General features: G+C 36.8%; 27 protein-coding genes, 1 pseudogene and 1 riboswitch. Of the genes and pseudogenes, 25 read left to right on the forward strand and 3 right to left on the reverse strand.

Annotation, left to right across the window (positions count from 1 at the left end; genetic code table 11):
- Positions 1 to 6: 6 nt before the first annotated feature.
- Both LACDD01_RS01910 and LACDD01_RS01915 read right to left on the reverse strand, forming a co-directional pair.
- The gene (locus LACDD01_RS01910; protein ID WP_019294040.1) at positions 7 to 189 is read right to left on the reverse strand and encodes a hypothetical protein; all 183 of its coding nucleotides are present in this window, start codon (positions 187 to 189) and stop codon (positions 7 to 9) included.
- Positions 179 to 1,630 (reverse strand): Y-family DNA polymerase, encoded by a 1,452-nt coding sequence (locus LACDD01_RS01915; protein ID WP_061413036.1) that lies wholly within the window; start codon positions 1,628 to 1,630, stop codon positions 179 to 181. Before LACDD01_RS01915 ends, LACDD01_RS01910 begins: the two co-directional genes overlap by 11 nt.
- 223 nt (positions 1,631 to 1,853) lie before the next feature.
- On the opposite strand from LACDD01_RS01915, the gene LACDD01_RS01920 reads away from it, so the two are divergent.
- The 14 genes and pseudogenes from LACDD01_RS01920 (at position 1,854) to LACDD01_RS01980 (ending at position 13,948) form a co-directional block, all read left to right on the forward strand.
- Positions 1,854 to 2,345: a hypothetical protein gene (locus LACDD01_RS01920; RefSeq protein ID WP_061413037.1), complete on the forward strand. Its 492-nt coding sequence runs from the start codon at positions 1,854 to 1,856 to the stop codon at positions 2,343 to 2,345.
- 159 nt (positions 2,346 to 2,504) lie between these two features.
- Positions 2,505 to 3,644: an ArgE/DapE family deacylase gene (locus LACDD01_RS01925; RefSeq protein ID WP_061413038.1), complete on the forward strand. Its 1,140-nt coding sequence runs from the start codon at positions 2,505 to 2,507 to the stop codon at positions 3,642 to 3,644.
- A gap of 86 nt (positions 3,645 to 3,730) precedes the next feature.
- Positions 3,731 to 4,762, forward strand: a complete 1,032-nt coding sequence (locus LACDD01_RS12190) for a hypothetical protein (RefSeq protein ID WP_231863336.1) — start codon at positions 3,731 to 3,733, stop codon at positions 4,760 to 4,762.
- A 251-nt stretch (positions 4,763 to 5,013) separates the two neighbouring features.
- Complete coding sequence (locus LACDD01_RS01935; protein ID WP_061413039.1) at positions 5,014 to 5,655, forward strand: DNA-3-methyladenine glycosylase; 642 nt, start codon at positions 5,014 to 5,016, stop codon at positions 5,653 to 5,655.
- A gap of 648 nt (positions 5,656 to 6,303) precedes the next feature.
- On the forward strand, positions 6,304 to 6,954 hold the full coding sequence (locus LACDD01_RS01940; protein WP_061413040.1) for a hypothetical protein: 651 nt from the start codon (positions 6,304 to 6,306) through the stop codon (positions 6,952 to 6,954).
- 140 nt (positions 6,955 to 7,094) lie between these two features.
- A pseudogene (locus LACDD01_RS01945) lies at positions 7,095 to 7,697 on the forward strand (DNA methyltransferase); the annotation flags it as partial.
- Positions 7,698 to 7,755: 58 nt separating this feature from the next.
- Positions 7,756 to 8,154, forward strand: coding sequence for a hypothetical protein (locus LACDD01_RS01950; protein ID WP_231863337.1), 399 nt, complete (start codon positions 7,756 to 7,758; stop codon positions 8,152 to 8,154).
- Positions 8,147 to 8,308, forward strand: a complete 162-nt coding sequence (locus LACDD01_RS11985; RefSeq protein WP_197458023.1) for a hypothetical protein — start codon at positions 8,147 to 8,149, stop codon at positions 8,306 to 8,308. The genes LACDD01_RS01950 and LACDD01_RS11985 overlap by 8 nt, the downstream gene beginning before the upstream one ends.
- Positions 8,298 to 9,770 carry an FtsK/SpoIIIE domain-containing protein gene (locus LACDD01_RS01955; RefSeq protein ID WP_231863338.1) on the forward strand — a complete coding sequence of 491 codons (1,473 nt, stop codon included), beginning with the start codon at positions 8,298 to 8,300 and terminating at the stop codon, positions 9,768 to 9,770. The genes LACDD01_RS11985 and LACDD01_RS01955 overlap by 11 nt, the downstream gene beginning before the upstream one ends.
- A gap of 16 nt (positions 9,771 to 9,786) precedes the next feature.
- On the forward strand, positions 9,787 to 10,620 hold the full coding sequence (locus LACDD01_RS01960; protein WP_082779282.1) for a rolling circle replication-associated protein: 834 nt from the start codon (positions 9,787 to 9,789) through the stop codon (positions 10,618 to 10,620).
- A 51-nt stretch (positions 10,621 to 10,671) separates the two neighbouring features.
- The gene (locus tag LACDD01_RS01965) at positions 10,672 to 10,917 is read left to right on the forward strand and encodes a hypothetical protein (protein WP_061413043.1); all 246 of its coding nucleotides are present in this window, start codon (positions 10,672 to 10,674) and stop codon (positions 10,915 to 10,917) included.
- A gap of 79 nt (positions 10,918 to 10,996) precedes the next feature.
- Entirely contained in the window at positions 10,997 to 12,241 is a 1,245-nt protein-coding gene (locus LACDD01_RS01970) for a tyrosine-type recombinase/integrase (RefSeq protein WP_061413044.1), read from the forward strand.
- 104 nt (positions 12,242 to 12,345) lie between these two features.
- Positions 12,346 to 13,200, forward strand: a complete 855-nt coding sequence (ylqF, locus tag LACDD01_RS01975; RefSeq protein WP_061413045.1) for a ribosome biogenesis GTPase YlqF — start codon at positions 12,346 to 12,348, stop codon at positions 13,198 to 13,200.
- Positions 13,187 to 13,948 (forward strand): ribonuclease HII, encoded by a 762-nt coding sequence (locus tag LACDD01_RS01980; RefSeq protein ID WP_061413046.1) that lies wholly within the window; start codon positions 13,187 to 13,189, stop codon positions 13,946 to 13,948. The genes ylqF and LACDD01_RS01980 overlap by 14 nt, the downstream gene beginning before the upstream one ends.
- 19 nt (positions 13,949 to 13,967) lie before the next feature.
- Here the strand turns inward: LACDD01_RS01980 and LACDD01_RS01985 are convergent, their stop codons facing one another.
- Entirely contained in the window at positions 13,968 to 14,714 is a 747-nt protein-coding gene (locus LACDD01_RS01985; RefSeq protein ID WP_061413047.1) for a mechanosensitive ion channel family protein, read from the reverse strand.
- Between the two features lie 137 nt (positions 14,715 to 14,851).
- Here LACDD01_RS01985 and LACDD01_RS01990 point away from each other — a divergent pair, with 137 nt between their 5' ends.
- The 11 genes from LACDD01_RS01990 (at position 14,852) to LACDD01_RS02040 (ending at position 23,645) form a co-directional block, all read left to right on the forward strand.
- Complete coding sequence (locus tag LACDD01_RS01990) at positions 14,852 to 15,874, forward strand: branched-chain amino acid aminotransferase (protein ID WP_061413048.1); 1,023 nt, start codon at positions 14,852 to 14,854, stop codon at positions 15,872 to 15,874.
- A gap of 120 nt (positions 15,875 to 15,994) precedes the next feature.
- A complete protein-coding gene (locus tag LACDD01_RS01995) occupies positions 15,995 to 16,234 on the forward strand; it encodes a YneF family protein (protein WP_004257058.1) in 240 nt (79 codons plus the stop codon).
- A gap of 27 nt (positions 16,235 to 16,261) precedes the next feature.
- The gene (gene racE / locus LACDD01_RS02000; RefSeq protein WP_061413049.1) at positions 16,262 to 17,674 is read left to right on the forward strand and encodes a glutamate racemase; all 1,413 of its coding nucleotides are present in this window, start codon (positions 16,262 to 16,264) and stop codon (positions 17,672 to 17,674) included.
- A 35-nt stretch (positions 17,675 to 17,709) separates the two neighbouring features.
- Positions 17,710 to 18,219, forward strand: a complete 510-nt coding sequence (locus LACDD01_RS02005) for a metallophosphoesterase (protein WP_061413050.1) — start codon at positions 17,710 to 17,712, stop codon at positions 18,217 to 18,219.
- A gap of 19 nt (positions 18,220 to 18,238) precedes the next feature.
- Complete coding sequence (gene cbpB / locus LACDD01_RS02010; protein ID WP_019294026.1) at positions 18,239 to 18,703, forward strand: cyclic-di-AMP-binding protein CbpB; 465 nt, start codon at positions 18,239 to 18,241, stop codon at positions 18,701 to 18,703.
- Positions 18,678 to 19,388 (forward strand): site-specific tyrosine recombinase XerD, encoded by a 711-nt coding sequence (gene xerD / locus LACDD01_RS02015; protein ID WP_231863339.1) that lies wholly within the window; start codon positions 18,678 to 18,680, stop codon positions 19,386 to 19,388. The genes cbpB and xerD overlap by 26 nt, the downstream gene beginning before the upstream one ends.
- On the forward strand, positions 19,385 to 20,125 hold the full coding sequence (locus LACDD01_RS02020) for a segregation/condensation protein A (protein WP_019294024.1): 741 nt from the start codon (positions 19,385 to 19,387) through the stop codon (positions 20,123 to 20,125). Before xerD ends, LACDD01_RS02020 begins: the two co-directional genes overlap by 4 nt.
- Complete coding sequence (gene scpB, locus LACDD01_RS02025) at positions 20,118 to 20,687, forward strand: SMC-Scp complex subunit ScpB (protein ID WP_086582690.1); 570 nt, start codon at positions 20,118 to 20,120, stop codon at positions 20,685 to 20,687. The genes LACDD01_RS02020 and scpB overlap by 8 nt, the downstream gene beginning before the upstream one ends.
- Complete coding sequence (locus LACDD01_RS02030) at positions 20,674 to 21,390, forward strand: pseudouridine synthase (RefSeq protein ID WP_017369897.1); 717 nt, start codon at positions 20,674 to 20,676, stop codon at positions 21,388 to 21,390. The genes scpB and LACDD01_RS02030 overlap by 14 nt, the downstream gene beginning before the upstream one ends.
- Before the next feature lie 86 nt (positions 21,391 to 21,476).
- Positions 21,477 to 21,574, forward strand: a riboswitch (purine riboswitch).
- A 158-nt stretch (positions 21,575 to 21,732) separates the two neighbouring features.
- On the forward strand, positions 21,733 to 22,326 hold the full coding sequence (locus tag LACDD01_RS02035) for a xanthine phosphoribosyltransferase (protein WP_019294022.1): 594 nt from the start codon (positions 21,733 to 21,735) through the stop codon (positions 22,324 to 22,326).
- 17 nt (positions 22,327 to 22,343) lie between these two features.
- Complete coding sequence (locus tag LACDD01_RS02040) at positions 22,344 to 23,645, forward strand: nucleobase:cation symporter-2 family protein (RefSeq protein ID WP_061413052.1); 1,302 nt, start codon at positions 22,344 to 22,346, stop codon at positions 23,643 to 23,645.
- The last annotated feature ends 78 nt before the right edge of the window (positions 23,646 to 23,723 follow it).

Below are 23,723 nucleotides of genomic sequence, written 5' to 3' on the forward strand. Positions count from 1 at the left end.
AAAATCTTAATCGTCTGATTTTGAAGTTGCTTTCTTTGATGATATTTCACTTTCTAATTCCTCTTTCTCTCGCAGTTTTCGTTGTGCCTCAGAGAGCTCTCCTGTGGCGAAAGCGCCCCATTTCATCATGCCTCTGTCATGATAGTTACGGATAGATTCATAAGGGCTATATGAGCGATCAACTGTCATTTTTTTCTCCTCCTGCGGCTGCATGGCCGCCAATCATTTTGCTTCTTTCTAAAACTCTAGAGCCAGTTGTCAAAACGCTGGCTTTTTGAATGGCTGTAAAATCAAATTTATCACGTATTTCATCAATGGCATTTTGTAGAGCTTCCTGTTTTTGATGAGTGATGACCTTAGATTCATTAGGGAGCATTGTTTCAAAAAGATTAAGTTGCTTGATATTTTCGCTAGATAAATCAAAACCGCCGATACCGATTTCTCTTACAATTTCACCATGATATTTTTCTCTAAAGAGGCGCAAAAACTCGGTTTGAATATCCGTTGTACTTTGAGTGGGCTCAATTTTACTGGCTATTTTTATCGAAGAAGAGTGTTCTTTGTAGGAAGGTTTGACATAAAGTGAGAGACCACCCGCGAGCTTTTTACCTTTTCGAAGTCGGATAGCAAGATGCTCAGCCATTTCCTTAATCACTAGCTCAATTTCATCTTGCTTTATGTAGTCGCGTGGCAAAATCTGACTGTTACTGTAGCTTTCTGATTTTTTGTGGTGCTTCTCGCGGACATTGGTTTCATCAACACCATGTACATGAAAAAATTGTTGTAGACCAACGATTCCCATTTTTCGTTTAATTCTATCAGGGTTCGCATGAGCCAGATCCTTGATAGAATAAATTCCTAACTTATTGAATCTTTTCTCTGTCCGTCTCCCAATCCCCCAAAAATCAGTCATCTTTGGAAGTGTCCAAATCTTCTCGGGGACGTCCTCATAACGAATGAGCGCTCGCATAGTTGCGCTGTGCTTGGCATAATTGTCCATCGCCAACTTGGCCAGTAAAGGGTTATCCCCCATTCCAACAGTCACAAATAGGCCCATTTGCTTAAGGACTTTTTGCTGTAAATCCTGAGCTAACAAATCCATTTGTTCATATTTATTTTTGATTTCAGGGTAGAAAAGGTTCAGAGATTCTGTAACATCAAGGAAGGACTCATCAATAGAATACGAGTGAATTTCTTCAGAAGAAGTATAGTTGGTCAAAAGTTGCTGCATCTCGATATTCTTATCGATATAAAGAGCCATCTGTGGAGGGACGATATGTGTACGTTTAGCCCAGCTTTCAATAAAAGCGACATGTTGCATAGAGGGTTCTGTGCGTTGCCCGTAAATGTCAGTATGTTTGGCATACCAACGCCGATAGTTAAATTTCCTATTTTCCAGTAAAAAAGGTAAATCTGCCGCACGACTGACGTTAGATTTTCCAAAAATCTCTTTAAATTTCGGACTTGAAGCTAAGATAAGGCCATAGGAGTGATCTGAGCGACTCATGACACATAGAGAGGTGTCTAAAGGATGAAGCCCTCTCTCCACACACTCGATTGAGGCATAGTTCGATTTTACATCCTCAAAAAAAATTGCGCGCCGTGGTTCATACGTATAGTCAATAAACATATTATACCTCTTATCAAATATTGATTTATTCAATATTATATACCTAAAAAAGAAAGAAAACAAAGAAAAATAATTATAAACTCAATGTTTATTCTTTGTGTAACCTAAATGATGTTTTATAAAAAAATGTAACACAAAAAACATGCCTCTCTCAAATTATTAGTAAAAATAGAAAGGGGAATGCTATAATATAAGTAATGAAATTGTAATATAAGGAGGAGCTATGAAAGTTTTAATTAATCAAAAAAAGCCCTTATACTGGAGTAAGGTAAAGAAAGCTTCAGTGGTTGGTTTGACCACTTTACTTGTCGTCGCTAAAGGAACAGCGCCTGCCGTTGCAAATACTGTGCACACTCGTTTCTGTGGTACAGATTTTACTATTGGGCAAATACATGAAGTACCAGAACAAGGTGTATTGATGGATCACTTTGTCGGGCAGGAAGACGGAACGCAAACTCCAATGACTTCTGAGGATAAACAAAATAAGATTGTAACAGAAGCAGGTTATGTTCCGATTATGCCATTAGCTGAAACTCAGGAAGAAGCACCGGCACGCCTCAAAGGTCCGCGACAAAATCCTGCTTACTATATGAAAGAAACAGTTGAACATCTTACAGAAAGACCTTGGAATATTGTGACAAAGACAACACTTGCTACAGGTGTATTGTTGGCAGTAACCAGTGGAATTGTCTTGAAAAACATTTTGAAGAAATAATAAAGAAGAATTACTTCTAAAGTGGTTCTTTTTTTGTATAAATAAAGTTTTCCCAAAAATAAAAAGTATAATTATTGGCAAGACGAAATGACATAGAGTACAATTATTAGTAGAGGTTAAATTAATAATGCAAATGAATTAAAAATTAGGAGGGATTTCATGGAAAAAGAAGAAAAAGTTAAAATTTTACAAGATTTGATAAAAATTAAATCGATTAACGGAAATGAAGAAGAAGTCGCTGTTTATTTACAAAACTTATTGAAAAATCATGGAATTGACTCCAAATTAATTCAATATGCCGAAGGGCGCAGCAGTTTAGTAGCTGAAATTAAGAGTGGCTCAAGCAGCCGAGTTTTGGGGCTGACAGGTCATATGGACGTTGTTGATATTGGTAATGAATCCCTTTGGACTTACCCGCCATTTTCTGCAACTATTGACGGTGATAAATTATATGGGCGTGGTTCAACAGACATGAAATCTGGGCTTGCAGCCATCACGATTGCAATGATTGAATTAAAAGAAGCTGAGACAAAATTTGATGGAATCATCCGTTTATTGGCTACGGTAGGTGAGGAGGTTGGAGAACTTGGTGGACGTCAGCTTACAGAGCTCGGTTACGCGGATGATTTATCCGGCTTAATTATTGCTGAGCCGACCAATTATAACTTGGTCTACACGCATATGGGATCGATTAACTACTCTGCAGTTTCAGCAGGTAAAGCAGCACATAGCTCACAACCTCAAGAAGGCTTTAATGCCATCAATCACTTGAACGAATTTATTACTGCTGTTAATGTTGAAATGGATAAAATTGCTGAAGAATACCCTGATGCAGAACTGGGAACGACTATCCATAATGTGACTGTTATCCGAGGGGGTGACCAGGTGAATGCAATTCCGGGAGAAGCCAGTCTTGAAGGAAATATCCGAAGTGTACCAACCTATGGTAACGATAAGATTAAGGCCAAACTTCAAGAAGTAGTTGATAAAGTGAATGAAAATCATGATTATAAGTTGACATTAACGATTGACGAGGATAAAGTGGCAGTGCAGTCGGATAAAAACTCAATCTTAATCCAAACTATTCAAAGTGAGTTTGATACGCCTTTACCAGTTATTGGCATCTCAGGAACTACTGATGCTGCCGAATTTGTGAAATCCAAAAATAAATTTGACTTTGTCGTCTTTGGTCCAGGAGTAAGTAATCTCCCTCACCAAGTTAATGAGTATGTTGAAATTTCAAATTACTTAGATATGATTGATACATACCAGAATATTGCGAAAAAATATTTAGATTAGTTAGATTAGAGTGTAGAAAATCAAGTTTTTGCTTGGTTTTTTATATTCTAATCTGCGTTTATATTACTTTATGTTACAATTTAAATATGAAAAAAATATTTATTGGTGGTCTATTGGGAGTAGTTCTTGTCAGCGCAGCTCTCCTTACTTATCTCTTTTTAGGCCCAGACACAACAGATGTTCGGGGGAAATGGGTCAGCTTTGGGGAAAATAAACTCCGTGTTTCTGCCGGCTCATTACGAGGAGATTTGGTGCAAGCCAGTCCTTTTACCAAACAGGAAATGGTGATTCGCTCAGATAAAAATGTGAAGATTAATCCTATTACGCACACGATTACAGAAAAAGCGGGTGATTTCTCAGTCACACGCAAGTTTCGTATGGAAAATAATAACGAGGTCTTAAAAATCCGTACCAAACTTGGTGAGAAGGAAATCTGGGAAACGTATTACTGGCCAGGAAGCAAAGCTTACCAACAAAAAGAAGAATCTTTGGTTAAAGAAAGAGCAGAAAACGTCAAAAACAGTACAAAAATTAACGAAGCATGGAAGAAGCGGGTAGAGGTGCTAAATAATGAATTATTTGCGGCTCTTGATGATACAACATGGCAAGGTTATGATATGACCAATGCCATTCATATGAAGCCTAATGCAGAAGTCACTGTTCATATTCAGACCGAACCTTCGAAAGAGACAGAACATGGGCATTTTGAAGCTCAGGCTACGGTGGATTTTCAAATGATTGGTTTTGAAACTGAGGAAATCTATGAACCTGTCGTGAAGGGTCAAGGTTTTGGGGCTTACGATATGCTAAGTGAAGGGGCATTGAAGACACTTTTTACAGATAACCCTTTAAAAAATATTAATACAGAAAAAGTCTTAAAGCGTATTCCTCAAATTACTTGGAAGGATATTTTTGCAAAACAAAACGCGATTAAGTTCCGCTACGGTATTTTCAACACGCTCACTACCCAACAGCTGGTCATTAAGAAAGAGAATATTGATTTTAGTCAAGATAAGCTGCAGATTAATGCCATACGTATGGAAACATATCTGAATGATGTAGATGGAGACGCATCAAGTAAACAGGATATGATTGCGGATCCTTTGGATAGAATATAAAAAAGGCATGAATGCATGTCTTTTTAATGTCCACCAAAAAGGTATAAGCAATAATTAAAATACTAAACTGAACGGATGCATATTAGAAAAAATAAATGTTTGAATGACTAGGCTAAACTTATTGAAAATGTTAGATCTATGGAGTATCATTTAAGTAATAATAAATGAGTATTGATGATATTAAGGAAGAAAGCAGAACGGCTATTTTGCTTTTACATAGGAACATATCATTGTGAAAGATCAGGTAATTTATGAAAGATAAAAATTTTTTAGATATTATAAATAAAAGCACAATTGAGACGGCCAAAAGCCTTCTTGGTATGAAACTTGTCATGGAAACAGACGGTGAGTCGCAAATACTTGGTAATATTGTAGAAACTGAAGCTTATCTTGGTACACTGGATAGTGCGTGCCATAGCTTCATGGGAAAACGTACACCTCGTAATGAATCCATATATCTCTCCGCTGGTCACTGGTATGTATATCAAATTCATGGTCATTTTATGTTAAATCTAGTAACTATGGACGAAGATATCCCAGAGGCTGTTTTAATTCGTGCCGTTCAAGCAGATGCTCCAGAACATGATGGCAGTGGTCCTGGAAAGCTCACGAAATCCTTTGGGATAACGAAAGAGATAGACGGAGAGTATTTTCCTGACTCACGTTTGACATTAGAAGTAGACAAAACACCCAAAGAGATTGTTAGCCGAAAAAGGATTGGAATAACATGTATGGATGAATGGCGAGATGAACCTTTAGGATTTTATGTAAAAGGAAATTCGCAAGTTTCCCGTATTCGGAAAAAAGAAATATTAAATGATGAGTTGACTTGGGAAAAACCACCTTTTCAGAAAAATAAAAACGAGCTAAAAGAAACGATACCAAAGGCATGACTTGCTGTTTTTATATGAGAAAGAACTCCAGAATAATAAAATAGACCACAAACTCAAACAGCTACATATTAGCGCAGAATCTTAAAAAATGATAGAATAGCCTAGTATGATATGCTCTACAAGGCTTTTTTATGTAAGAAAAAACACACAGAGCAGATTCAAGTAAAATAGAGATACGGACATCTCTAGATGTATTTAATACTTATTTTCATCACTAAAAAATAAAAATGAAAGGCTATGACATCAGTCATAGCAGGGGTTAAAAATGGGTGTAGCAATTCAGTGGTTGAATGTACTGGATGCTAACTTCTTGAGAAAATTCGGATTTGAAAATTAGATAAAATATGTAGTTTGATTGGCTCAAAGTCCTTGTAAAATGGGACTTTTTTCTTTTGCAGAAAAATCAGAAATGGAATATTTTTAATAGTTTTATAAAAGCTATCAAAACAAGTAAATTGAGCAATGTTAAGCAATAGAAATCATACTTTGCCCAAAAATATGCCCAATTTAATTTATAGAAAAATATTGAATAGTACCCAACTATTAATAACATATTTTGAATGGTTGCATGCCAAAGATTTTGATATAATAAGTTGTTGATAAAGTAGATATTAATTAATCAGAAAATACTAATTTTTAGGAGGCTGAATGGAGCAAGAACACTTTTATATTCAGATTTGTGGCAATGATAAAAAATTAAAAATAATAGATGCTTTAAAGCAGGAACTACTCAAAGCCTTTGAAACTAAAGAAATGATTAGAGATGATTTGTTTTTATTTCCAACAGTCAATTTTGCAATGTCATTAATAGATGATATTGAGAATTGCTATTTTGGAAATAGGTTCATTCCTTGCGCAATTTTGACTCGCTCCTTATTGGATGCAACGATGTCGCTCATATATTTTCTGCAAGTTCCTAGTTCTGATTATGATTCTTTCTTTGAAAATTACTTTAAAACTGGGGAGTTAACAAAATCTCCCGATAAAAAAGGCAAACGTTGGAGAGTAACAGGTAAAGAGCTTTGCGAAACATACAAAAACAAAGTTGCTTATGATGTGAATGAGGCATACAAAAATCTATCAAAATATGTTCATCCAACGATAAGACATTTTTATTCAATTTATCAAGATTCAGAGAATGGAGCTTTTGGGTTAACTATTTATGGCTCAAAAACTGAATTTAGTGAGGAACAATATTTAGAATTACACCAACTGATTTATTCATGTATAGATGTCTTTGTTTTAGTTTTAAAACAAAGAGGCGAGACATTTCAACAAAATGAAAATACTACTTCATAAAATGTAGTAAATATTTGATAGAGAATAGGACGATGCATACAATGACACAGCACAGCACAGCACAGCACAGCAGGTAGACACTACCTCTTTTTGCCATACCCCCCAAACACTTCCAAAAGAATCATTGGAGGTGTTTTATAATGCCTAAAATTTCCTTTAATGACCGTCCTCATAAAAATGAGAAACAAGAATCCATCGACTACGTAAAATCACTCATTGAAGAAGCAAGAACTAATGCCCGTGATTCCGATATTATAAAACTTGAAAAACTTATTAAACTTCTTAACTTCAAAAAATATGGTCTTGTTTGGGAAGAGCATGCTGAGTTAGTCGAAGAGGAGATGAAGACTAAAATTCCCGTTTTTGTAGAAAATGAGAGCAAGAAAATCCATGATAACTCTAATTCAGAAGATTTTAACTTTCTTTTGGAGGGGGACAATCTTCACAGCTTGCATCTGCTTGAGAAAACTCATGCGGGTAAGATTGATGTGATATATATTGATCCGCCTTATAACACGGGAAGTAAAGATTTTAAATACAATGATAGTTTTGCAGATGATGACGATACTTTTCGTCATTCTAAATGGCTTAGTTTTATGGAAAGACGATTAAGAATTGCAAAAGAACTCTTGACTCAGGAGGGAGTCATTTTTATATCTATAGATGATAATGAGCAAGCACAGTTGAAGACATTAATGAATGAGATATTTGGAGAGGAAAATTTTTTAAATCAATTTATTATTCAAGTAAGATATTCAGATAAAACGTTGACTGAAGCCAATGTTACTAGCAAAAGCCAAAATGGCAGAATTAATTATTAGTAATGTTGAGGCTCCAACCTCAGCTAGAATTCAAACTGTAAGCAAATCTCCACGTTATGCAGAATCAGGTGAACCAATTCAAGGATCAGTAGCTAAGATTTCATGCAAATTCGTTGATACTAACTTAGCAAAGATCGTAGAAAAATCAGGTGCTGATACATCTGAATTAAAGACTTATCCTCTTGAATTAGTCGGTAACGAACAAGATTTGACTGAGCTTTCAGCAGGTGAATTGATTGGCTCAGAAATCTCTTTGAAAGATGCAAAAGTAATGTTGAAATGGGAACAAGGTCAAGGAAAAAATAACGGGGGGTGGCGTGGTTTAAAACTAGTTTTGAACATTAGCCAAAAAGAAAGTGATGGTAAGCAAGATGAATAAAAAAGAATTGAACATTTGGGCGTATTTAAATGAAATTGAATACTGCTTGCAAGATGAGACTTACAATAAAAAACGTGCTTTAGATTTAATTTCTGTTGCTCGAGATATCTTAACTGGAAAAATGAAAGGAGATTTTGAAGACTGTGAAGATTAAAAAGTTTGTTGAATGGTTTACTCGTTTGCCCCCAATATGGGGCTTTTCGAGCAAGCTGACTATTGACATGAATCAAGCTCAAGTTTCACACCAAAAACATCAAATTTATCTTCTTGTTTTTAAAATTTGGATTGCTCTGACGTTCTTGATAGTGATTTGGTGCAATATCAAAAACATTCTACCTAGCACTTCAAAAGGGAAAATAATTTTTGATAAACTTCCCCTTATGGTTATGCTGATTGTTCTCATTTTGGGAACAGTTGTAACTTCATTATGGAAATTCTTACATTCACGGTTTTCTCCTATTGAAAAATGGAAATTAGAGCTTCTTTTGAGAAATTTTACAGAAGAAGCTAATATATTAGCGCAACATGATGATTCATTTAACTTCACTAAATCCGTTAAATGGATTTACTCAGCATCAAAACAGAAAATTACGATAATCCTAAAAACTGGCGGGCACATAAGTTTTGAGATGGAAAAGGATATCGCACGTAGACTGTTAGGTTTTTTAATAAAAGAAACAGACGATGTATGGATTCTTGAGGATAACAGCATAATAAACGGTTCAATAAAAATGATATTCTCTCATGATGATGACGAGAGATTAATAATTGATGACTTGAATAAACTCAAAAAGTCAACTGTTGTTAATGTTAAATTGACGAGACAACTTTCATGGGATATAAAGAAACAACCACAATTAGGGATTTTCGGGAAAACAGCAAGTGGCAAGACCAGCCTAATAAAAACTATTATTATTTCCTTTTTAGCAAATAGTAATAATAATAGCAATCAGTTAATGCTTATAGACGGTAAAGCAAGCTTTCTCTCACAATCAGGGGAATTAGCAAAAATACCAACTGCTACCACAGCAGAGGAGTGTTTGAAATTACTAGATGATGCTATTGCAATCATGAATCAACGATATGTCGAAATGAATAGTGATTTGGCAGATGAAAGCGATGTGACTTATATTGAAAAGTTTCCTGATAAAGGAACTATTTTGATAGCTTGCGATGAACTCCTTGCTCTTGCATCTGCTACACAGGCATCCGATAAATTGAAAAAGCCTGCGGATAGGTTAATGCCACAAATTTCGGATAGAATCCTTTCACTCATTGTTAAATCAAGACAAGCATCAATAGCAATTCTAATTTCAGGTCAAGCATTCCCAGCAAGTCTTTTAGGAGATTCAATAGTTCGAAGTAATCTTGGAATGATTGTAAATCTAGGCCGTACTACCCAAGTTCAATCTCAAGAACTTTTTTCCATGAATTTAAAAGACTTACCTCAAGCAGACTCATCTAATTATGAGGGAATTATTTGGCTTGATGGTCTTAATTGGGAAATTCCAAAAATCTTTTACTCTCCTTATTATGATGATAAAAAACTCCCTTTTAAAGCAACGCTACTAAAACTAACTGAGGCACGGGGCGGTGGCTTGCCACAAGACCTGTGACTCAGTTAATTCTTGCGTGTACTACTTGACATACACGCAAGATAAGCTGAATAGAGAAAATCGGATAAGAGCACCAGCTGAACAAAATATTTCTAAGTTAATATCCAAGAGAATTGAAGATGATGAGAGGCGAAAACAACGAATTCTTGAACAGGCATATAGAATAAAAAGGAAAATCAAGTACTACTGTCAAGCCAATGATTTTGACCTGTTTTGGACATTAACCCTCAATGATGAGAAGGTCAATGCAAAGAACTACGAGTACTCAAGGAAAAATCTCCAAGCATGGTTGAAATATCAACGTGAAAAATATGGAAAGTTTGATTTCTTATTTCTTCCTGAATTGCACAAATCTGGCAGGATACATTTTCACGGTGTGACGGGTGGTTTATATCCACCGCTTATAGAATCACGATATCCTCGGAGTAATCGTCTCATCAAGAAAAGTGGACTTCAAATTTATAATGCAGGGAACTGGAAGAATGGATTTTCAACGGTTTCTAAAATTCAAGATAGAAAGAAATCAGCAAATTATATCACGAAATATATCACAAAGGAATTGATCGAAATACCCAGTGCTTTTCATCAGCCAAGATATTTTGTAAGTCGTGGATTGAAACAACCAGAAATCTCTCTAAGATTACTACCAGATGATTATTTCAAAGGATTTAAACCTTCTTTTGTAGCAGGTAATAGGAGCTTGGCGAGTAATGAATTTGAAGCTGATGTTTTTATTTACCAACTTGATATTTTAGAAGAAGGAGAGTTAGTACAAGACTCTCCACCTGAAACAGTTTGGAAACTTAGACAAGAAAAAAGCCCTGACGGCAATCAGGACTTCCAAAAATAATTTTGTAAGGTCATTATATCATAATTTGGTTAATGACTAAAAGAGGTGGATATGAAATTAAATTATGTGTCTATTAATAGTAATGCTGTGTGGACTAATAAAAAAGGGATTCTAATACGCTATGAAAATTTGAATGTTTATACGTTGAACCGATGGCTTTCTGAGATGCGAGATAATAAAAAATTCAGAGCTGGTGTAATCAACCCAACGCATAAGTTAGTTTTTATCAACATAGAAATATTTGAAAACTTTTTATATTGGAAACAACATGGTTATTCAAAAATTAAGGAAAAATAGGTAAAAAATGATAAAATAGAAGTTGCTAATCATCTTTCTATTTTATCTTTTTTCATATCATTACCAGAAAGGATAAGATATGTATTTTGAAGAAAGAAAAAATAAAGATGGGAAATCGTTCTATGTAGCAACAGAGCGATATGTTGCCCCATTAACAGGTAAGAAAAAACGTGCATCTGTGGTATATCATACAAATACAGCAAGAGCTAGACGGCAAGCTGAGCGTGATTTGATGGATAAAATTGATGAGATTATCTCAAAAAAGCAAGGATTTTTCAAAGGTTCATCAATGACTACTTTCAAGGAGTTGAAAACAAGTTGGTTTAATGTTTGGCAGACTACTGTTAAGCCCCAAACTATTAAACGTGAAATACTTGTTATTAGACGACTTGCTGAATTGATAGCTGATGATATTTTGTTGGAAAATATCACACCACTACTTATTCAAAATTGCCTAAATGAGTATAGAGAAAAATATCAGTCTACTCATTCAACGATGCAACATATTAAATGCACATTGAATAAAATTCTTGACTATGGTGTTCTGCATAATGCGATTCCGTTTTCTCCATCAAAAGTTGTGAAGTTGAATGCTACCGTTGAGGAAAAGCGAGCTAAAAAGCAACGATTAGAACAGAAGTTTTTGGATGAGCAGGAGGTTAGGGTTTTCTTATCAGAGTTGAAGCAGAGAAGAAACCAGAATTATTATGACCTTGCATTGTTTCTTATTGGTACTGGGTGTCGAATTGGAGAAGCTTCTGCTTTAACAGTATCAGACATTGATTTTGAGAACCGTTTAGTTACTATTGATAAGTCACTACAAGCCCACGATTTGAGGGTAGATGATTTTTATCTTGATACGACTAAGACAGAAGCAGGCGAGCGCATTGAGCAGTTACCAGAATTCGTGATACAGGCACTAAAAAGAGTAATTGAACGCAATAAATATTTTGAGGAATACATGGAAAATTTTCCGTCACGCTCTTTTAGAAAGTCTGAATTTCTTTTCAGAACAGAATACGGTGCACCGATTACCTCGCATAGCTTTAGACAAATTTTAGGACGAGTAAACAAATATTTGCGCTTGGAGTGTAAAGAGAAGTATGGGTTTGATTGGACAAAAAATGCTATTCCTCACAGTTTTAGACATATTCATATATCTGTATTGAGAAATGACCCTACAGTTCCATTGAAAGAAGTTCAAGATCGTGTCGGTCACGTTCAAGAAGCAACAACAAATGGATATACTCACTTAATGAGTATATCTCAACAAAAGTCAGTTAATGCGATTAGTCGTTTTATTGACAAAGTGGCAGTTAAGTAGAGTAAAATATGCTAATTAGGTAATTTTGCCCAATTTCTGCCCAAAAATAAAATTTTAAGAATTGAAGGGCGTTCAAAGCCTTGATACAAAAGGAGTTATAGAGTATGAGCACAATCCAGTGGTTCCCAGGACACATGTCCAAAGCGCGTCGTCAAGTGCAAGAAAATTTAAAATATGTTGATTTTGTGATTGAGTTGGTAGATGCACGTTTACCAATCAGTTCACGTAACCCAATGTTGGATAAAATTATTTGGGATAAACCACGTCTTATCGCTTTAAACAAGGCTGATTTAGCTGACAGAAACGCTGTGAAATCGTGGGTGGAGTTTTTCGAAAAGCAAGGCATAATCGCTCTAGCCATCAATTCGAAAGAAGCACATACTGCCAAACGTTTGACTGTTGCAGCGAAAACTTTGATGGCTGATAAGCTTGCGCGTAATGCTGAACGAGGCATCCAAAATAGTTCTTTACGTACGATGATTGTAGGTATTCCTAATGCGGGTAAGTCAACACTGATGAACCGTCTTGCAGGAAAAAAAGTAGCTGTTACAGGAAATAAGCCTGGTGTGACTAAGGGGCAGCAATGGTTGCGTACCAATAAAGAGTTGGAAATTCTTGACACACCAGGGATACTTTGGCCAAAATTCGAAGATGACCAAGTTGGTCTAAAACTTGCTTTAACAGGTGCTATTAAGGATCAGCTTTTGCCGATGGATGATGTGACTATTTTTGGTTTGCAGTATTTCCTTGAAAATTACCAAGAAGCAACTATGAAACGTTTGCGCATGAAAGAAGCAGATCTGGAGTTAGAAATTCCCGATCTCATCATGGAATTGACCAAACGTTTTGGCTTCCGTGATGATTATGACCGTTTTTATCAAATGTTTGTTAAGGATGTACGTGATGGCAGAATGGGCGAATATTGCTTGGATAAGGTGAGTGACTATGTCAACGATTAAAGAAATAAAAGAGCAACTGAACGGCTTAAATACACTACTCGAAGTGGACGCTTTTTTGGAAGATACTCGTGCAGGAGTTCAAACAGCGATTAAACGTCGTAAAAAAGAGATTTTAGCAGAACAAGCAGAAGACGAACGTTTAGAAATGATACTGAACTTCGAGCGACAAGCATATGCGCAAGGGATGGACTTGATTGCGGGTATAGATGAGGTTGGACGTGGCCCCTTAGCTGGTCCTGTTGTGACTGCAGCCGTGATTTTACCAAAAAATTGTAAGATTAAAGGTCTCAACGACAGTAAGAAGATTCCAAAATCTAAACATGAAGCTATTTTTGAAGAAGTCCAAGAAAAAGCACTTGCTGTCAGTGTTGGTTTAGTTGATAACGAAACGATTGACCAAGTAAACATATATCAGGCGACTAAAATCGCAATGCTTCAAGCTGTAGAAAAATTAGAAATACAGCCAGAATGCCTTTTAATCGATGCGATGAAGTTAGACATTAATATTCCTCAAGTCAGTATTATCAAAGGTGATGCCAAGTCGTCTAGCATTGCGGCAGCAAGTATTGTTGCGAAGGTGACACGAGATCGAATGATGGCGGAGTATGCAAAAAAATATCCACATTACGACTTTGAACATAATGCAGGTTATGGTACGGCCAAGCATTTGGAAGGCCTAAAGAACTACGGTGTTACAGCGATTCACCGTAAATCTTATGAACCTATCAAATCAATGGTAGAAAAATAAGCAGATCATCATGATCTGCTTATTTTGTATAATATTTGTTCATAATTTCCATCCGTAAGCCATTTATTTCGCTGAGATTCGCCGTGAGTAAACTCCGTATAAAAATGCTTTCGTCTCGTGTAATAATACCGTTGTAAACGACTTGAGGATATTCAGCGTTCACACGGAGAACTTGGTCTTTCATCGCTTCTAAATTTTCGGCTGTAACTGGGATGTCTAAGTTCATCGTCCGATCTTTGTAAGAGAAATTTTTCAAGGATTCAATATTACGGTTAGGAATGAAAGCTGTGGCACCATCATCTGAAATCAAAGTGATTGAGCGGATACCTACAGCAGTAACCTCCCCTTCGATACCGAGATTTTCAAAACGAATCCAATTGCCCACGTTAATCTGATGTTCGACAATAATAAAGAAACCATTGATGATATCTGCGACGAGGTCACGTCCTGCGAAACCAAGAGCAACACCAAGAATGCCAGCACCTGCAAGTACACTTCCTACAGGAATACCAAGAATAGAGAGAACGGTATAGATCCAGAGAAAGGCTGTCAAATAAGTTAAACCACTTTTTGTTAAGCGGGCTAAGGTCATTATCCGAGAAGCATCTGCCCAAGAACGATTGCTGTAGTTTTTGAAAAGAGTTTCTACGATGCGTGCACTGATCCGGTATAAAATAAAAAACAAAAGACTGACTAAAAAGATGTAGATTAATTTATCCAACAAGAGTTGGCCGAGTTCTTGAAAATTTATTCTAAGAATATTCATTTTATTTCCATTTCTATAATTTTCTGAATTTATGTTGAAATCACATTCAAAATAGCTTATAATAATTAATTATAACAAATACCATGAAGTTTGGCTTTATGGAAAAAGAATGTCAATAAAATGGGGGACGAAAAAGAATGACAGTTGAATTAGATTGGGAAAATTTAGGTTTTGAATACAGAGAGTTGCCTTATCGCTATATTTCACATTTTAAAGATGGGAAATGGGATGATGGAAAACTTACAGGCGATGCGACTTTGCACCTTTCGGAAGGCTCGCCAGCGCTTCATTATGGACAACAAGGATTTGAAGGACTCAAAGCCTACCGTACAAAATCTGGAAAAATAAATCTTTTTCGTCCTGACCGTAACGCTGAGCGTTTACAAGCTACAGCACGCCGCTTGCGTATGGCAGAAGTACCAACAGACAAGTTTATCGATGCCGTAAAACAAGTCGTTAAAGCAAATGAAGACTTTGTCCCTCCTTACGGAACTGGAGCTACGCTTTATCTTCGTCCATTACTAATAGGTGTTGGCGGCCTTGTTGGGGTGAAACCAGCGGATGAGTATATCTTTACAATTTTTGCGGTCCCAGTAGGTTCTTACTTTAAAGGCGGTTTAGCACCAACAAACTTCCTCGTATCCCGAGATTATGACCGTGCTGCGCCACATGGTACAGGTGCGGCAAAAGTTGGGGGGAATTATGCCGCTTCGATTGAGCCAGGACAAAAAGCACATGAAGCTGGCTATTCTGATGTGATTTATCTTGATCCTGCAACACACACTAAGATTGAAGAAGTGGGGGCAGCAAACTTCTTTGGGATTACCAAGAATAATGAGTTCATCACGCCTTTAAGTCCTTCAATTTTACCTTCTATCACAAAATATTCTTTATTGCAATTGGCGGAAGAACGTTTAGGAATGAAAGCTATTGAAGGTGATGTTTTTGTTGATCAACTAGATGATTTTGTCGAAGCAGGCGCTTGTGGAACTGCTGCAGTCATTTCACCGATTGGTGCCATTGATGATCAGGATAAACATCACGTTTTCTATTCAGAAACAGAAGTTGGACCAGTAACTCAACGTTTATACGATGAACTTGTGGGTATCCAATTTGGCGATAAAGAAGCCCCAGAAGGTTGGATCTATACCGTTGAATAATAAATAAAAGTCTCAAAAAATAAAGAGAAAATCTGCAGCTGACAAATGTGTCTAAATTTGATATAATAAGGAGTAAAAATTACGAAAGCGATTTTATAGCTTTCTTGTAGGAGAGTATTAATGAATTTATTTGTTGCAATTTTACTTATGATTGTCTTTGCCATTGCTGGCTTTGCTGGGGGCGCTTGGTTTACACAAAAACAAACTAAAAAGCTCTTGATGGATAACCCACCATTGAATGAAGATGCAGTACGTATGATGATGGGTTCAATGGGACGCAAACCATCTGAAGCACAAGTACAACAAGTACTTCGTCAAATTCGTAGTGCAGCTAAACAAGCAGACACTAAGAAAAAATAAGATAAAAAGTAAATTTTGGAGGTATTTATGGACAACAGACCTATTGGCTTACTAGATTCAGGAGTTGGAGGCTTGACCGTTGTTCGCGAGATTCTCCGTCAATTACCAAACGAAGAAATTGTCTATATCGGTGATACGCAACGTGCGCCTTACGGGCCACGCTCAAATGAGCAGATTACTGCTTTCACTTGGGATATGGTCAATTTTTTGCTTTCTAAAAACGTAAAGATGATTGTTTTTGCCTGCAACACAGCAACAGCAGTTGCAATAGAAGAAGTAAGAGCTGCTCTTGATATACCGGTTATAGGCGTAATTTTACCAGGAGCTTCAAGTGCGATTCAAAAAACAATCAACAAGAAAGTCGGCGTAATTGCGACACAAGCAACAGTCAATTCTGATCAATACCGTAAAGTTATTCAACTCAAATCATCAAGCGTTGATGTGAGGAGTTTAGCTTGCCCAGAGTTTGTACCATTGGTTGAATCGAACGGTGCAGATTCGGAAGAGGCTAAAGAAATAGTAGCTGAAGCTCTAAAAACAATGGTTGGCAAAGTGGATACTTTGATTTTAGGATGTACACATTATCCTCTTTTGCGCAAACTCATCCAAAAAGAAATGGGACCCGATGTTCAGCTTATTGACAGTGGTTCTGAAACTGTACGTGATATTACCGTTTTGCTAAATTATTTTGATCTTAACGGTGAAGAGCGTCAAAGTCTCCATCACCGTTTTTATACAACAGGTAAGGCAGAAGATTTTCAAGCTATTGCGGACAGATGGCTTGGTTCGGCAAAAATCACTGCACAGCACACAGAATTATCTGCTGAAAAAACGATACTCATCGCCACACGTAACGATGGGAAAACAGCAGAATTCAAACGTCTATTTGAAGAATTTGGCTACAAAATTAAAAATCTTAAAGATTATCCTGAGTTACCAGATATTGCTGAAACTGGCATGACTTTTGAAGAAAATGCACGTCTCAAAGCAGAACAAATTGCCGAAATTACTGGTGAAGTTGTCATCGGTGATGATTCTGGCTTATGTGTGGATGTTTTAGGGGGGTTGCCTGGTGTTTGGAGCCATCGTTTTGCTGGGCCTGATCCAACAGATGAGGAAAATATTGCAAAACTTCTCCATGAGTTAGCTTCAACAGCAATAACACCTGAGCGTCGGACGGCGCATTTCCATACGACATTAGTTGCTACTTATCCAGGCCATGACAGTTTGGTTGTTGAAGCAGACTGGCAAGGACGTATTGGCCTTACGCCGCAAGGCGAAAATGGTTTTGGCTATGATCCTATCTTTTTAGTGGGAACGTCAGACCGAACTGCTGCTCAGCTTAGTGCTGAAGAAAAAAATACAGCTTCACATCGAGGTCAAGCTTTACAAAAATTAATGACAGAACTCCCAGAATGGCTGGAGCACATTAAAAAATAAAAAGCGGCATGAGTGTTAGCTAAAAGGAGTCTTCAATGTTTATTGTAATGAGTGATTCACACACTGATCGTGACGTAATTAAAAGAATCAAAGACAAATATGAAGGCACAGCATCAGCTTTGTTCCATTGTGGTGATTCTGAGTTGCCTAGTAATGATGATATATGGCAAGGGATTAACGTAGTCGCAGGAAATTGTGATTATGATGATGGCTATTCTGATATAAAAATGGTGGATGTTGAGGGAAAGAAAGTTCTCATCGCACATGGCCACCAGTTTTACGTTGGCTTAGGTCTTGATCGTTATTCTTACTTTGCAGAAGAAAAAGAAGCGGACATTGCACTTTTTGGTCATATCCATCAGCCTGTCGCACAGATGATAGGAAATACCTTGTATATAAATCCGGGTTCAGTAAGTCAACCTAGAGGAAATATCAATATAAAAATGTATGCCATCGTTACAATTTTAGAGAAGGGCTATAAGGTCTCTTATCACGATTTAGAGCACCATGAAATTCCAGGTCTACAATTTACTTTTGATCTTTAGAAAAAGAGGTAGAGTGAAAATGATTGATAAAGCTATTGAAAAATATTTCTTAGAACAAAGCGAAACTTTTATAAAAGATGCTGATGACGTAGCTATTTTATGTGACGAACATAATATTTCTCATGCAAAATTATTGCTCAGTCAGTATAAATATTCGAGAGTTCCTGTTCTCACTAAAGATAAAGAGTTTGTCGGCGTTTTAGGGCTGGCAGATATTGTCGAATTTGAGATGGGTGAAGATTTCTTTTATGAAAAATCGATGAATACACCTATATCAGAGATTGTGGACACTGAGATAGAAACAGTCTCCCCCTCAGCACCATTGGAAGAAATCTTACATAAGTTGGTTAAAGAGCCTTTCTTGCCGGTAGTAAAAAGAACCGAGTTTGTGGGGATTATTGCACGTCAAGAAATTCTTAAAGCCATTAACGCTTTTGCCCATGAATTTAGTAAAAAATATGATATTATCGAACGAAATTCCTAATTTTTTAGAGAGTAAAAATTTCTCAGAAAATACCAAATCAAATTATCTTTATGATTTACGAAATTTTGCCGAGTTTTTTGAGAAAAGAACAATTTCTCGTGAGTCGCTCATGCTTTATCGTCAGTCTTTGAAAAAATTGGCTGTGGCAGCACAACGCCGCAAGATATCAAGTGCAAATCAGTTTCTTCTCTATCTTTACGATAAAAATTTATTGAAAGAATACCATAAAATTCAGCAAGTAAATGCACCAAAGAAAGAAGTAAAGAAAAAGTTAGAAATCAAGAATATGTCATCCGTTTACAAACCGGTGACTTCTCCTGGTCATTTTTTAGCATTTTTAATTCTTGAGTTTGGATTAACTTTTTCAGAAATACAGCACTTAAGGTGGGAAAATTTCAACTGGAAATTCCGAATTCTTACTGTTGAGAAGTCCGGCTTAAAGCGTGTTTTACCAATACGTGATAAGTTTGCACTTTATACCCAAAGAATAAACAATGCTGATGAATTGTTTACCAAATCACGTCAATTTCTTTATTTAGAACTAAAAAAATATACGGATTTAACAGCAAAAGAATTACGCGAACAATATATCTTACAACAAGTGCGGCTGGGTAAAACCGTATACGAATTAGCAGAAGCTCTAGGGCTATCTACAACAACTACTTTAGAGAAATACTATAAATGAGTGAAGAAATAAAGATAAAAATCAATGATTTTGAAGGTCCTTTAGATTTACTTTTGCACTTGGTTGGGCAATATAAAGTTGATATTTTTGAGGTGCCTTTGGTTCCGATTATTGAACAATATTTGAACTTTTTGAAGGCCATGAAAACATTAGAGTTGGAAATTGCCAGTGAATATATGGTCATGGCGAGTCAGTTAATGCTGATAAAGTCCCGCCGCCTTTTGCCCACAGTGGCCGAGGAATTCATCGAAGATACTGAACAGTTGGAACAAGATTTGTTGGCACAAATCGATGAGTATCGAAAATATAAAGCACTATCTGAAGATATTGCCCAGATGCATGAAGCTCGTAGTCAGTATTATTCCAAAGCCAAAACGGAAATTATTGGAGAAGATGCAGTACTTTTACAAGATCATAACAGTCTGGATTTATTTTTGGCTTTCAGTAATGTTTTAGCTTTACAAAAACAGTCTTTCACAGATGAGAATACAACAATAGAGGCAGAGAAATTCTCAATTTCCGATAAGATAGTGGAGTTATCCCGTTACTTTTTAAAGAAAAAGACTTGTAAGTTTAGTTCTCTGTTTTCGAAGAAGACATCGAAAGAAGAACTTTTGACCACTTTCATGGCTTTACTAGAGCTCATAAAAACGCAACAAGTAACGTTTAAGCAGGAAGAAGTTTTTGGTGAAATTCTATTAGAAAGAGGACAAACGAAAGATGAACAATCTGAATAAGACAGCTACTTTGGAGCTGTTACTCTTTGTTACGGGTGAAGAAGGACTGGAGTTAAATCAATTATCAGAGCTTTCAGGCATGAGTAAGTTTGCTTGTGAACAACAAATTGAGCGTCTTATTGAGAAATATCAAGCCGATGAAGAATCTGCACTAACTATTATCGAAACAGCTGGGAAATATAAGTTAGCAACGAAAGATAGCTTTGCAGATATTCTTAAAAACTATGCGAAGACGCCACTAAATCAAAGTCTGTCACGTTCTGCCTTAGAAGTACTTTCGATTATTGCCTACAAACAGCCGATTACGCGCCTAGAAATCGATCAATTACGTGGCGTCAACTCTAGTGGAGCGCTCTCAACACTGCGTGCTTATGATTTGGTCGAAAAGACAGGTACGCTTGAAGTTGTTGGTCGTCCAGGACTTTATGGAACAACAGAGTTCTTTTTAGATTATATCGGTATCAATGACTTGTCAGAGCTACCGGAAATAGATGAAAGCCAATTTATTGGCGAAAAACAAGTATTATTTAACGAAAATGAGGAATTAAATGCGAATCAATAAATTTTTGGCACATGCAGGTGTTGCCAGCCGACGTAAGGCAGAAGAACTTATTCTATCAGGAAAAGTTTCTGTCAACAACGTTACAATGACCAATCTGGGCTATCAAGTAGAATCAGGAGATATCGTTGAAGTCAACGGTGTAGCTGTTTATAACGAAGAACCGGTTTACTATATGCTTAACAAGCCACGTGGCTATATCTCAAGCTCAAGCGATGATAAGGGGCGCCAAACCGTTATGGATTTGCTCCCTTCAGGAAAGGAGCGCATTTATCCTGTCGGTCGTTTAGACTGGGACACAAGTGGACTTCTGTTGCTGACTAATGATGGAGAATTTACCAACTTGATGACACATCCGCGCCATGGTGTTGAAAAAGTTTATATCGCTAAGGTTGAAGGGCAAGCCAATAAGGAAAACTTGCGTCCTTTGACTTTAGGTATGACCATTGATGGGAAAAAAGTGAGTCCAGCACGTTATGAGATTATGAAACAGGACAAAGCGAAAAACAGCTCGCTTGTTAGCTTGACAATCCATGAAGGACAAAATCATCAAGTTAAGAAAATGTTTGCAGCAGTTGGTTTGCCTGTCCAAAAACTTAGCCGTGTTCAATATGGACCATTAAGTTTAGATGGTTTAGTCCCTGGTCGCTACCGTCGCCTGACCAAAAAAGAAGTTTCACAATTGGTAAATGAAGCAAAAAAATAAGTAAATTCCGAACAATTCTGATGAATATTTGAAAAAATTTTATTTATTACGATATTTTCTTGCTAAAAATAATAAAATGCGATATACTGTATCAATATTAAAAATCTTATTTATGCTTAGGATATGGCTAAGTGTTTCTACCCTGCACCGTAAAGGCAGGACAATAAGAGGATTCTATTTGTACAGTCCTATCTTTAAATCGAAATTTTCATCGTTTATATTTAAAGGTCGTAAATAATATCTTCTTTTTGTCGTCTAGAAATACTCTACCTTATCGGGTAGAGTTTTTGTGCGTATTAGAGCCAAAGCCAGTCTTGAGTGATAAATGTTATAGGAGAAGTTATGAAGTTATTGGAAAATCGTATCGCAACTGATGGACAAGTTTTGGGAGACCAAGTATTAAAAGTGGACAGCTTCCTTACACATCAGGTCGATTATGAGTTGATGAAAGCGATTGGTGCACGCTTTGCTGAAGTTTACAAAGATAAAAATATCACTAAAGTTGTAACGATTGAAGCAAGCGGTATTGCACCAGCACTTTATGCAGCAGAAGCACTTGGTGTACCCATGGTTTTTGCTAAAAAATCCAAAAATATCACAATGAATGAAGAATTATTGACAACAGAGGTTTTTTCATTTACAAAACAAATTACTTCAACAGTTTCAATTTCTCGTAAATTTATCTCTTCTGAAGATACTGTTTTACTTGTAGATGACTTTTTAGCCAATGGGCAAGCTGCGCTTGGTCTCGAAGAGCTGATCAAACAGGCAGGCGCAAAAGTTGCTGGTATCGGTATTGTCATTGAAAAGAGTTTTCAAACCGGACGCGATCTATTGATGGAGAAAGGCTTAACAGTAACTTCTCTAGCCCGTATTGAAAAGTTTGAGTCAGGTCAAGTCGTCTTTGCGCCAGCAGATGATGCTGCTTGGGATTAAGAAGGAGAAGGGAAGAAATGTTTAATACAAAAAGACAAGCCAACGGGCAAGCTGCAGTTTTAGGTTTGCAGCATTTACTCGCCATGTATTCAGGTTCAATACTTGTTCCTATTATGATTGCCTCAGCCCTCAATTATAGTGCTATGCAATTGACTTATTTGATTTCGGCCGATATTTTTATGTGTGGTTTGGCGACTTTGTTGCAATTAAAGATGACCAAAAACTTTGGGATTGGTCTTCCAGTTGTCTTGGGCGTTGCTTTTCAGTCCGTTGCCCCACTGATTATTATTGGTCAAAAGCATGGTGATGGCGCGATGTTTGGTGCCTTAATTGCCTCAGGTATCTTCGTTATCGCTTTTGCAGGAGTTTTCTCTAAAATTCGTAAATTTTTCCCACCACTTGTTACTGGTTCAGTAATTACCACGATTGGTTTGACTTTGATTCCTGTTGCAGTAGGAAATATGGGTAATAACGAAGCAGCTCCAACAGCCAATAGTCTCTTGCTTGCGGGATTTACCATCTTGGTTATTGTCTTGGTAAATATCTTTGCAAAGGGCTTCATTCGTTCTATTGCTATCTTGATTGGTTTAGTTGCAGGAACAATTTTAGCAGCAAGCTTACATATGGTTGACTTCTCTGCGATCAATCAAGCGCCATGGGCCCACTTGCCGATTCCTTTCCGTATGGCAATGCCACGTTTTTATCTGGTTGACTGTTTGATGATGATTATTATCGCCATTGTTTCAATGGTCGAATCAACAGGTGTTTACTTAGCTTTGTCTGACTTGACAGGTGAGGAATTATCTGAAAAACGTTTGCGTAACGGTTATCGCTCAGAAGGTCTTGCTGTTTTGCTTGGTGGGATTTTCAATACTTTCCCCTATACAGGTTTTTCACAAAACGTTGGATTAGTACAGTTATCAGGTATTAAATCACGTAAGCCTATTTATTTCACTGCTGGCTTTCTGATTGTTTTAGGGTTGATTCCTAAGTTTGCAGCAATTGCTCAACTTATTCCAGTTCCCGTACTCGGTGGAGCTATGCTCATCATGTTTGGAATGGTTGCCATGCAAGGTGTGAATATGCTTGGTACAGTAGATTACAAAGATAATCAAAACCTGCTTATCGTAGCTGTTTCAGTTGGGATGGGCGTTGGTTTTAACTCAAGTAACCTTTTTGTAAGTTTACCAAGCTGGGCACAAATCTTCCTTTCTAATGGAATTGTTGTAAGTACTGTTTCAGCTATCTTGCTTAATCTCGTTTTAAATTCAGAGCGTAAATCAAAAATCAACATAACTTCAACAGAATTCACACAGTAAGATGAAGGATATAAGAAAAACAGCCAGTTATAGCTAGCTGTTTTTTTCTATTCTGAGGTATAAAAAGCATATTTCAAT

It is taken from the genome of Lactococcus sp. DD01 (assembly GCF_001578715.1).
Classification (GTDB): domain Bacteria; phylum Bacillota; class Bacilli; order Lactobacillales; family Streptococcaceae; genus Lactococcus; species Lactococcus petauri.

Coding starts and splice junctions, on each gene's coding strand:
- LACDD01_RS01910 (WP_019294040.1), bottom strand. CDS start 189: ATGACAGTTGATCGCTCATATAGCCCTTATGAATCTATCCGTAACTAT.
- LACDD01_RS01915 (WP_061413036.1), bottom strand. CDS start 1,630: ATGTTTATTGACTATACGTATGAACCACGGCGCGCAATTTTTTTTGAG.
- LACDD01_RS01920 (WP_061413037.1), top strand. CDS start 1,854: ATGAAAGTTTTAATTAATCAAAAAAAGCCCTTATACTGGAGTAAGGTA.
- LACDD01_RS01925 (WP_061413038.1), top strand. CDS start 2,505: ATGGAAAAAGAAGAAAAAGTTAAAATTTTACAAGATTTGATAAAAATT.
- LACDD01_RS12190 (WP_231863336.1), top strand. CDS start 3,731: ATGAAAAAAATATTTATTGGTGGTCTATTGGGAGTAGTTCTTGTCAGC.
- LACDD01_RS01935 (WP_061413039.1), top strand. CDS start 5,014: ATGAAAGATAAAAATTTTTTAGATATTATAAATAAAAGCACAATTGAG.
- LACDD01_RS01940 (WP_061413040.1), top strand. CDS start 6,304: ATGGAGCAAGAACACTTTTATATTCAGATTTGTGGCAATGATAAAAAA.
- LACDD01_RS01950 (WP_231863337.1), top strand. CDS start 7,756: ATGGCAGAATTAATTATTAGTAATGTTGAGGCTCCAACCTCAGCTAGA.
- LACDD01_RS11985 (WP_197458023.1), top strand. CDS start 8,147: ATGAATAAAAAAGAATTGAACATTTGGGCGTATTTAAATGAAATTGAA.
- LACDD01_RS01965 (WP_061413043.1), top strand. CDS start 10,672: ATGAAATTAAATTATGTGTCTATTAATAGTAATGCTGTGTGGACTAAT.
- LACDD01_RS01970 (WP_061413044.1), top strand. CDS start 10,997: ATGTATTTTGAAGAAAGAAAAAATAAAGATGGGAAATCGTTCTATGTA.
- ylqF (WP_061413045.1), top strand. CDS start 12,346: ATGAGCACAATCCAGTGGTTCCCAGGACACATGTCCAAAGCGCGTCGT.
- LACDD01_RS01980 (WP_061413046.1), top strand. CDS start 13,187: ATGTCAACGATTAAAGAAATAAAAGAGCAACTGAACGGCTTAAATACA.
- LACDD01_RS01985 (WP_061413047.1), bottom strand. CDS start 14,714: ATGAATATTCTTAGAATAAATTTTCAAGAACTCGGCCAACTCTTGTTG.
- LACDD01_RS01990 (WP_061413048.1), top strand. CDS start 14,852: ATGACAGTTGAATTAGATTGGGAAAATTTAGGTTTTGAATACAGAGAG.
- LACDD01_RS01995 (WP_004257058.1), top strand. CDS start 15,995: ATGAATTTATTTGTTGCAATTTTACTTATGATTGTCTTTGCCATTGCT.
- racE (WP_061413049.1), top strand. CDS start 16,262: ATGGACAACAGACCTATTGGCTTACTAGATTCAGGAGTTGGAGGCTTG.
- LACDD01_RS02005 (WP_061413050.1), top strand. CDS start 17,710: ATGTTTATTGTAATGAGTGATTCACACACTGATCGTGACGTAATTAAA.
- cbpB (WP_019294026.1), top strand. CDS start 18,239: ATGATTGATAAAGCTATTGAAAAATATTTCTTAGAACAAAGCGAAACT.
- xerD (WP_231863339.1), top strand. CDS start 18,678: ATGATATTATCGAACGAAATTCCTAATTTTTTAGAGAGTAAAAATTTC.
- LACDD01_RS02020 (WP_019294024.1), top strand. CDS start 19,385: ATGAGTGAAGAAATAAAGATAAAAATCAATGATTTTGAAGGTCCTTTA.
- LACDD01_RS02030 (WP_017369897.1), top strand. CDS start 20,674: ATGCGAATCAATAAATTTTTGGCACATGCAGGTGTTGCCAGCCGACGT.
- LACDD01_RS02035 (WP_019294022.1), top strand. CDS start 21,733: ATGAAGTTATTGGAAAATCGTATCGCAACTGATGGACAAGTTTTGGGA.
- LACDD01_RS02040 (WP_061413052.1), top strand. CDS start 22,344: ATGTTTAATACAAAAAGACAAGCCAACGGGCAAGCTGCAGTTTTAGGT.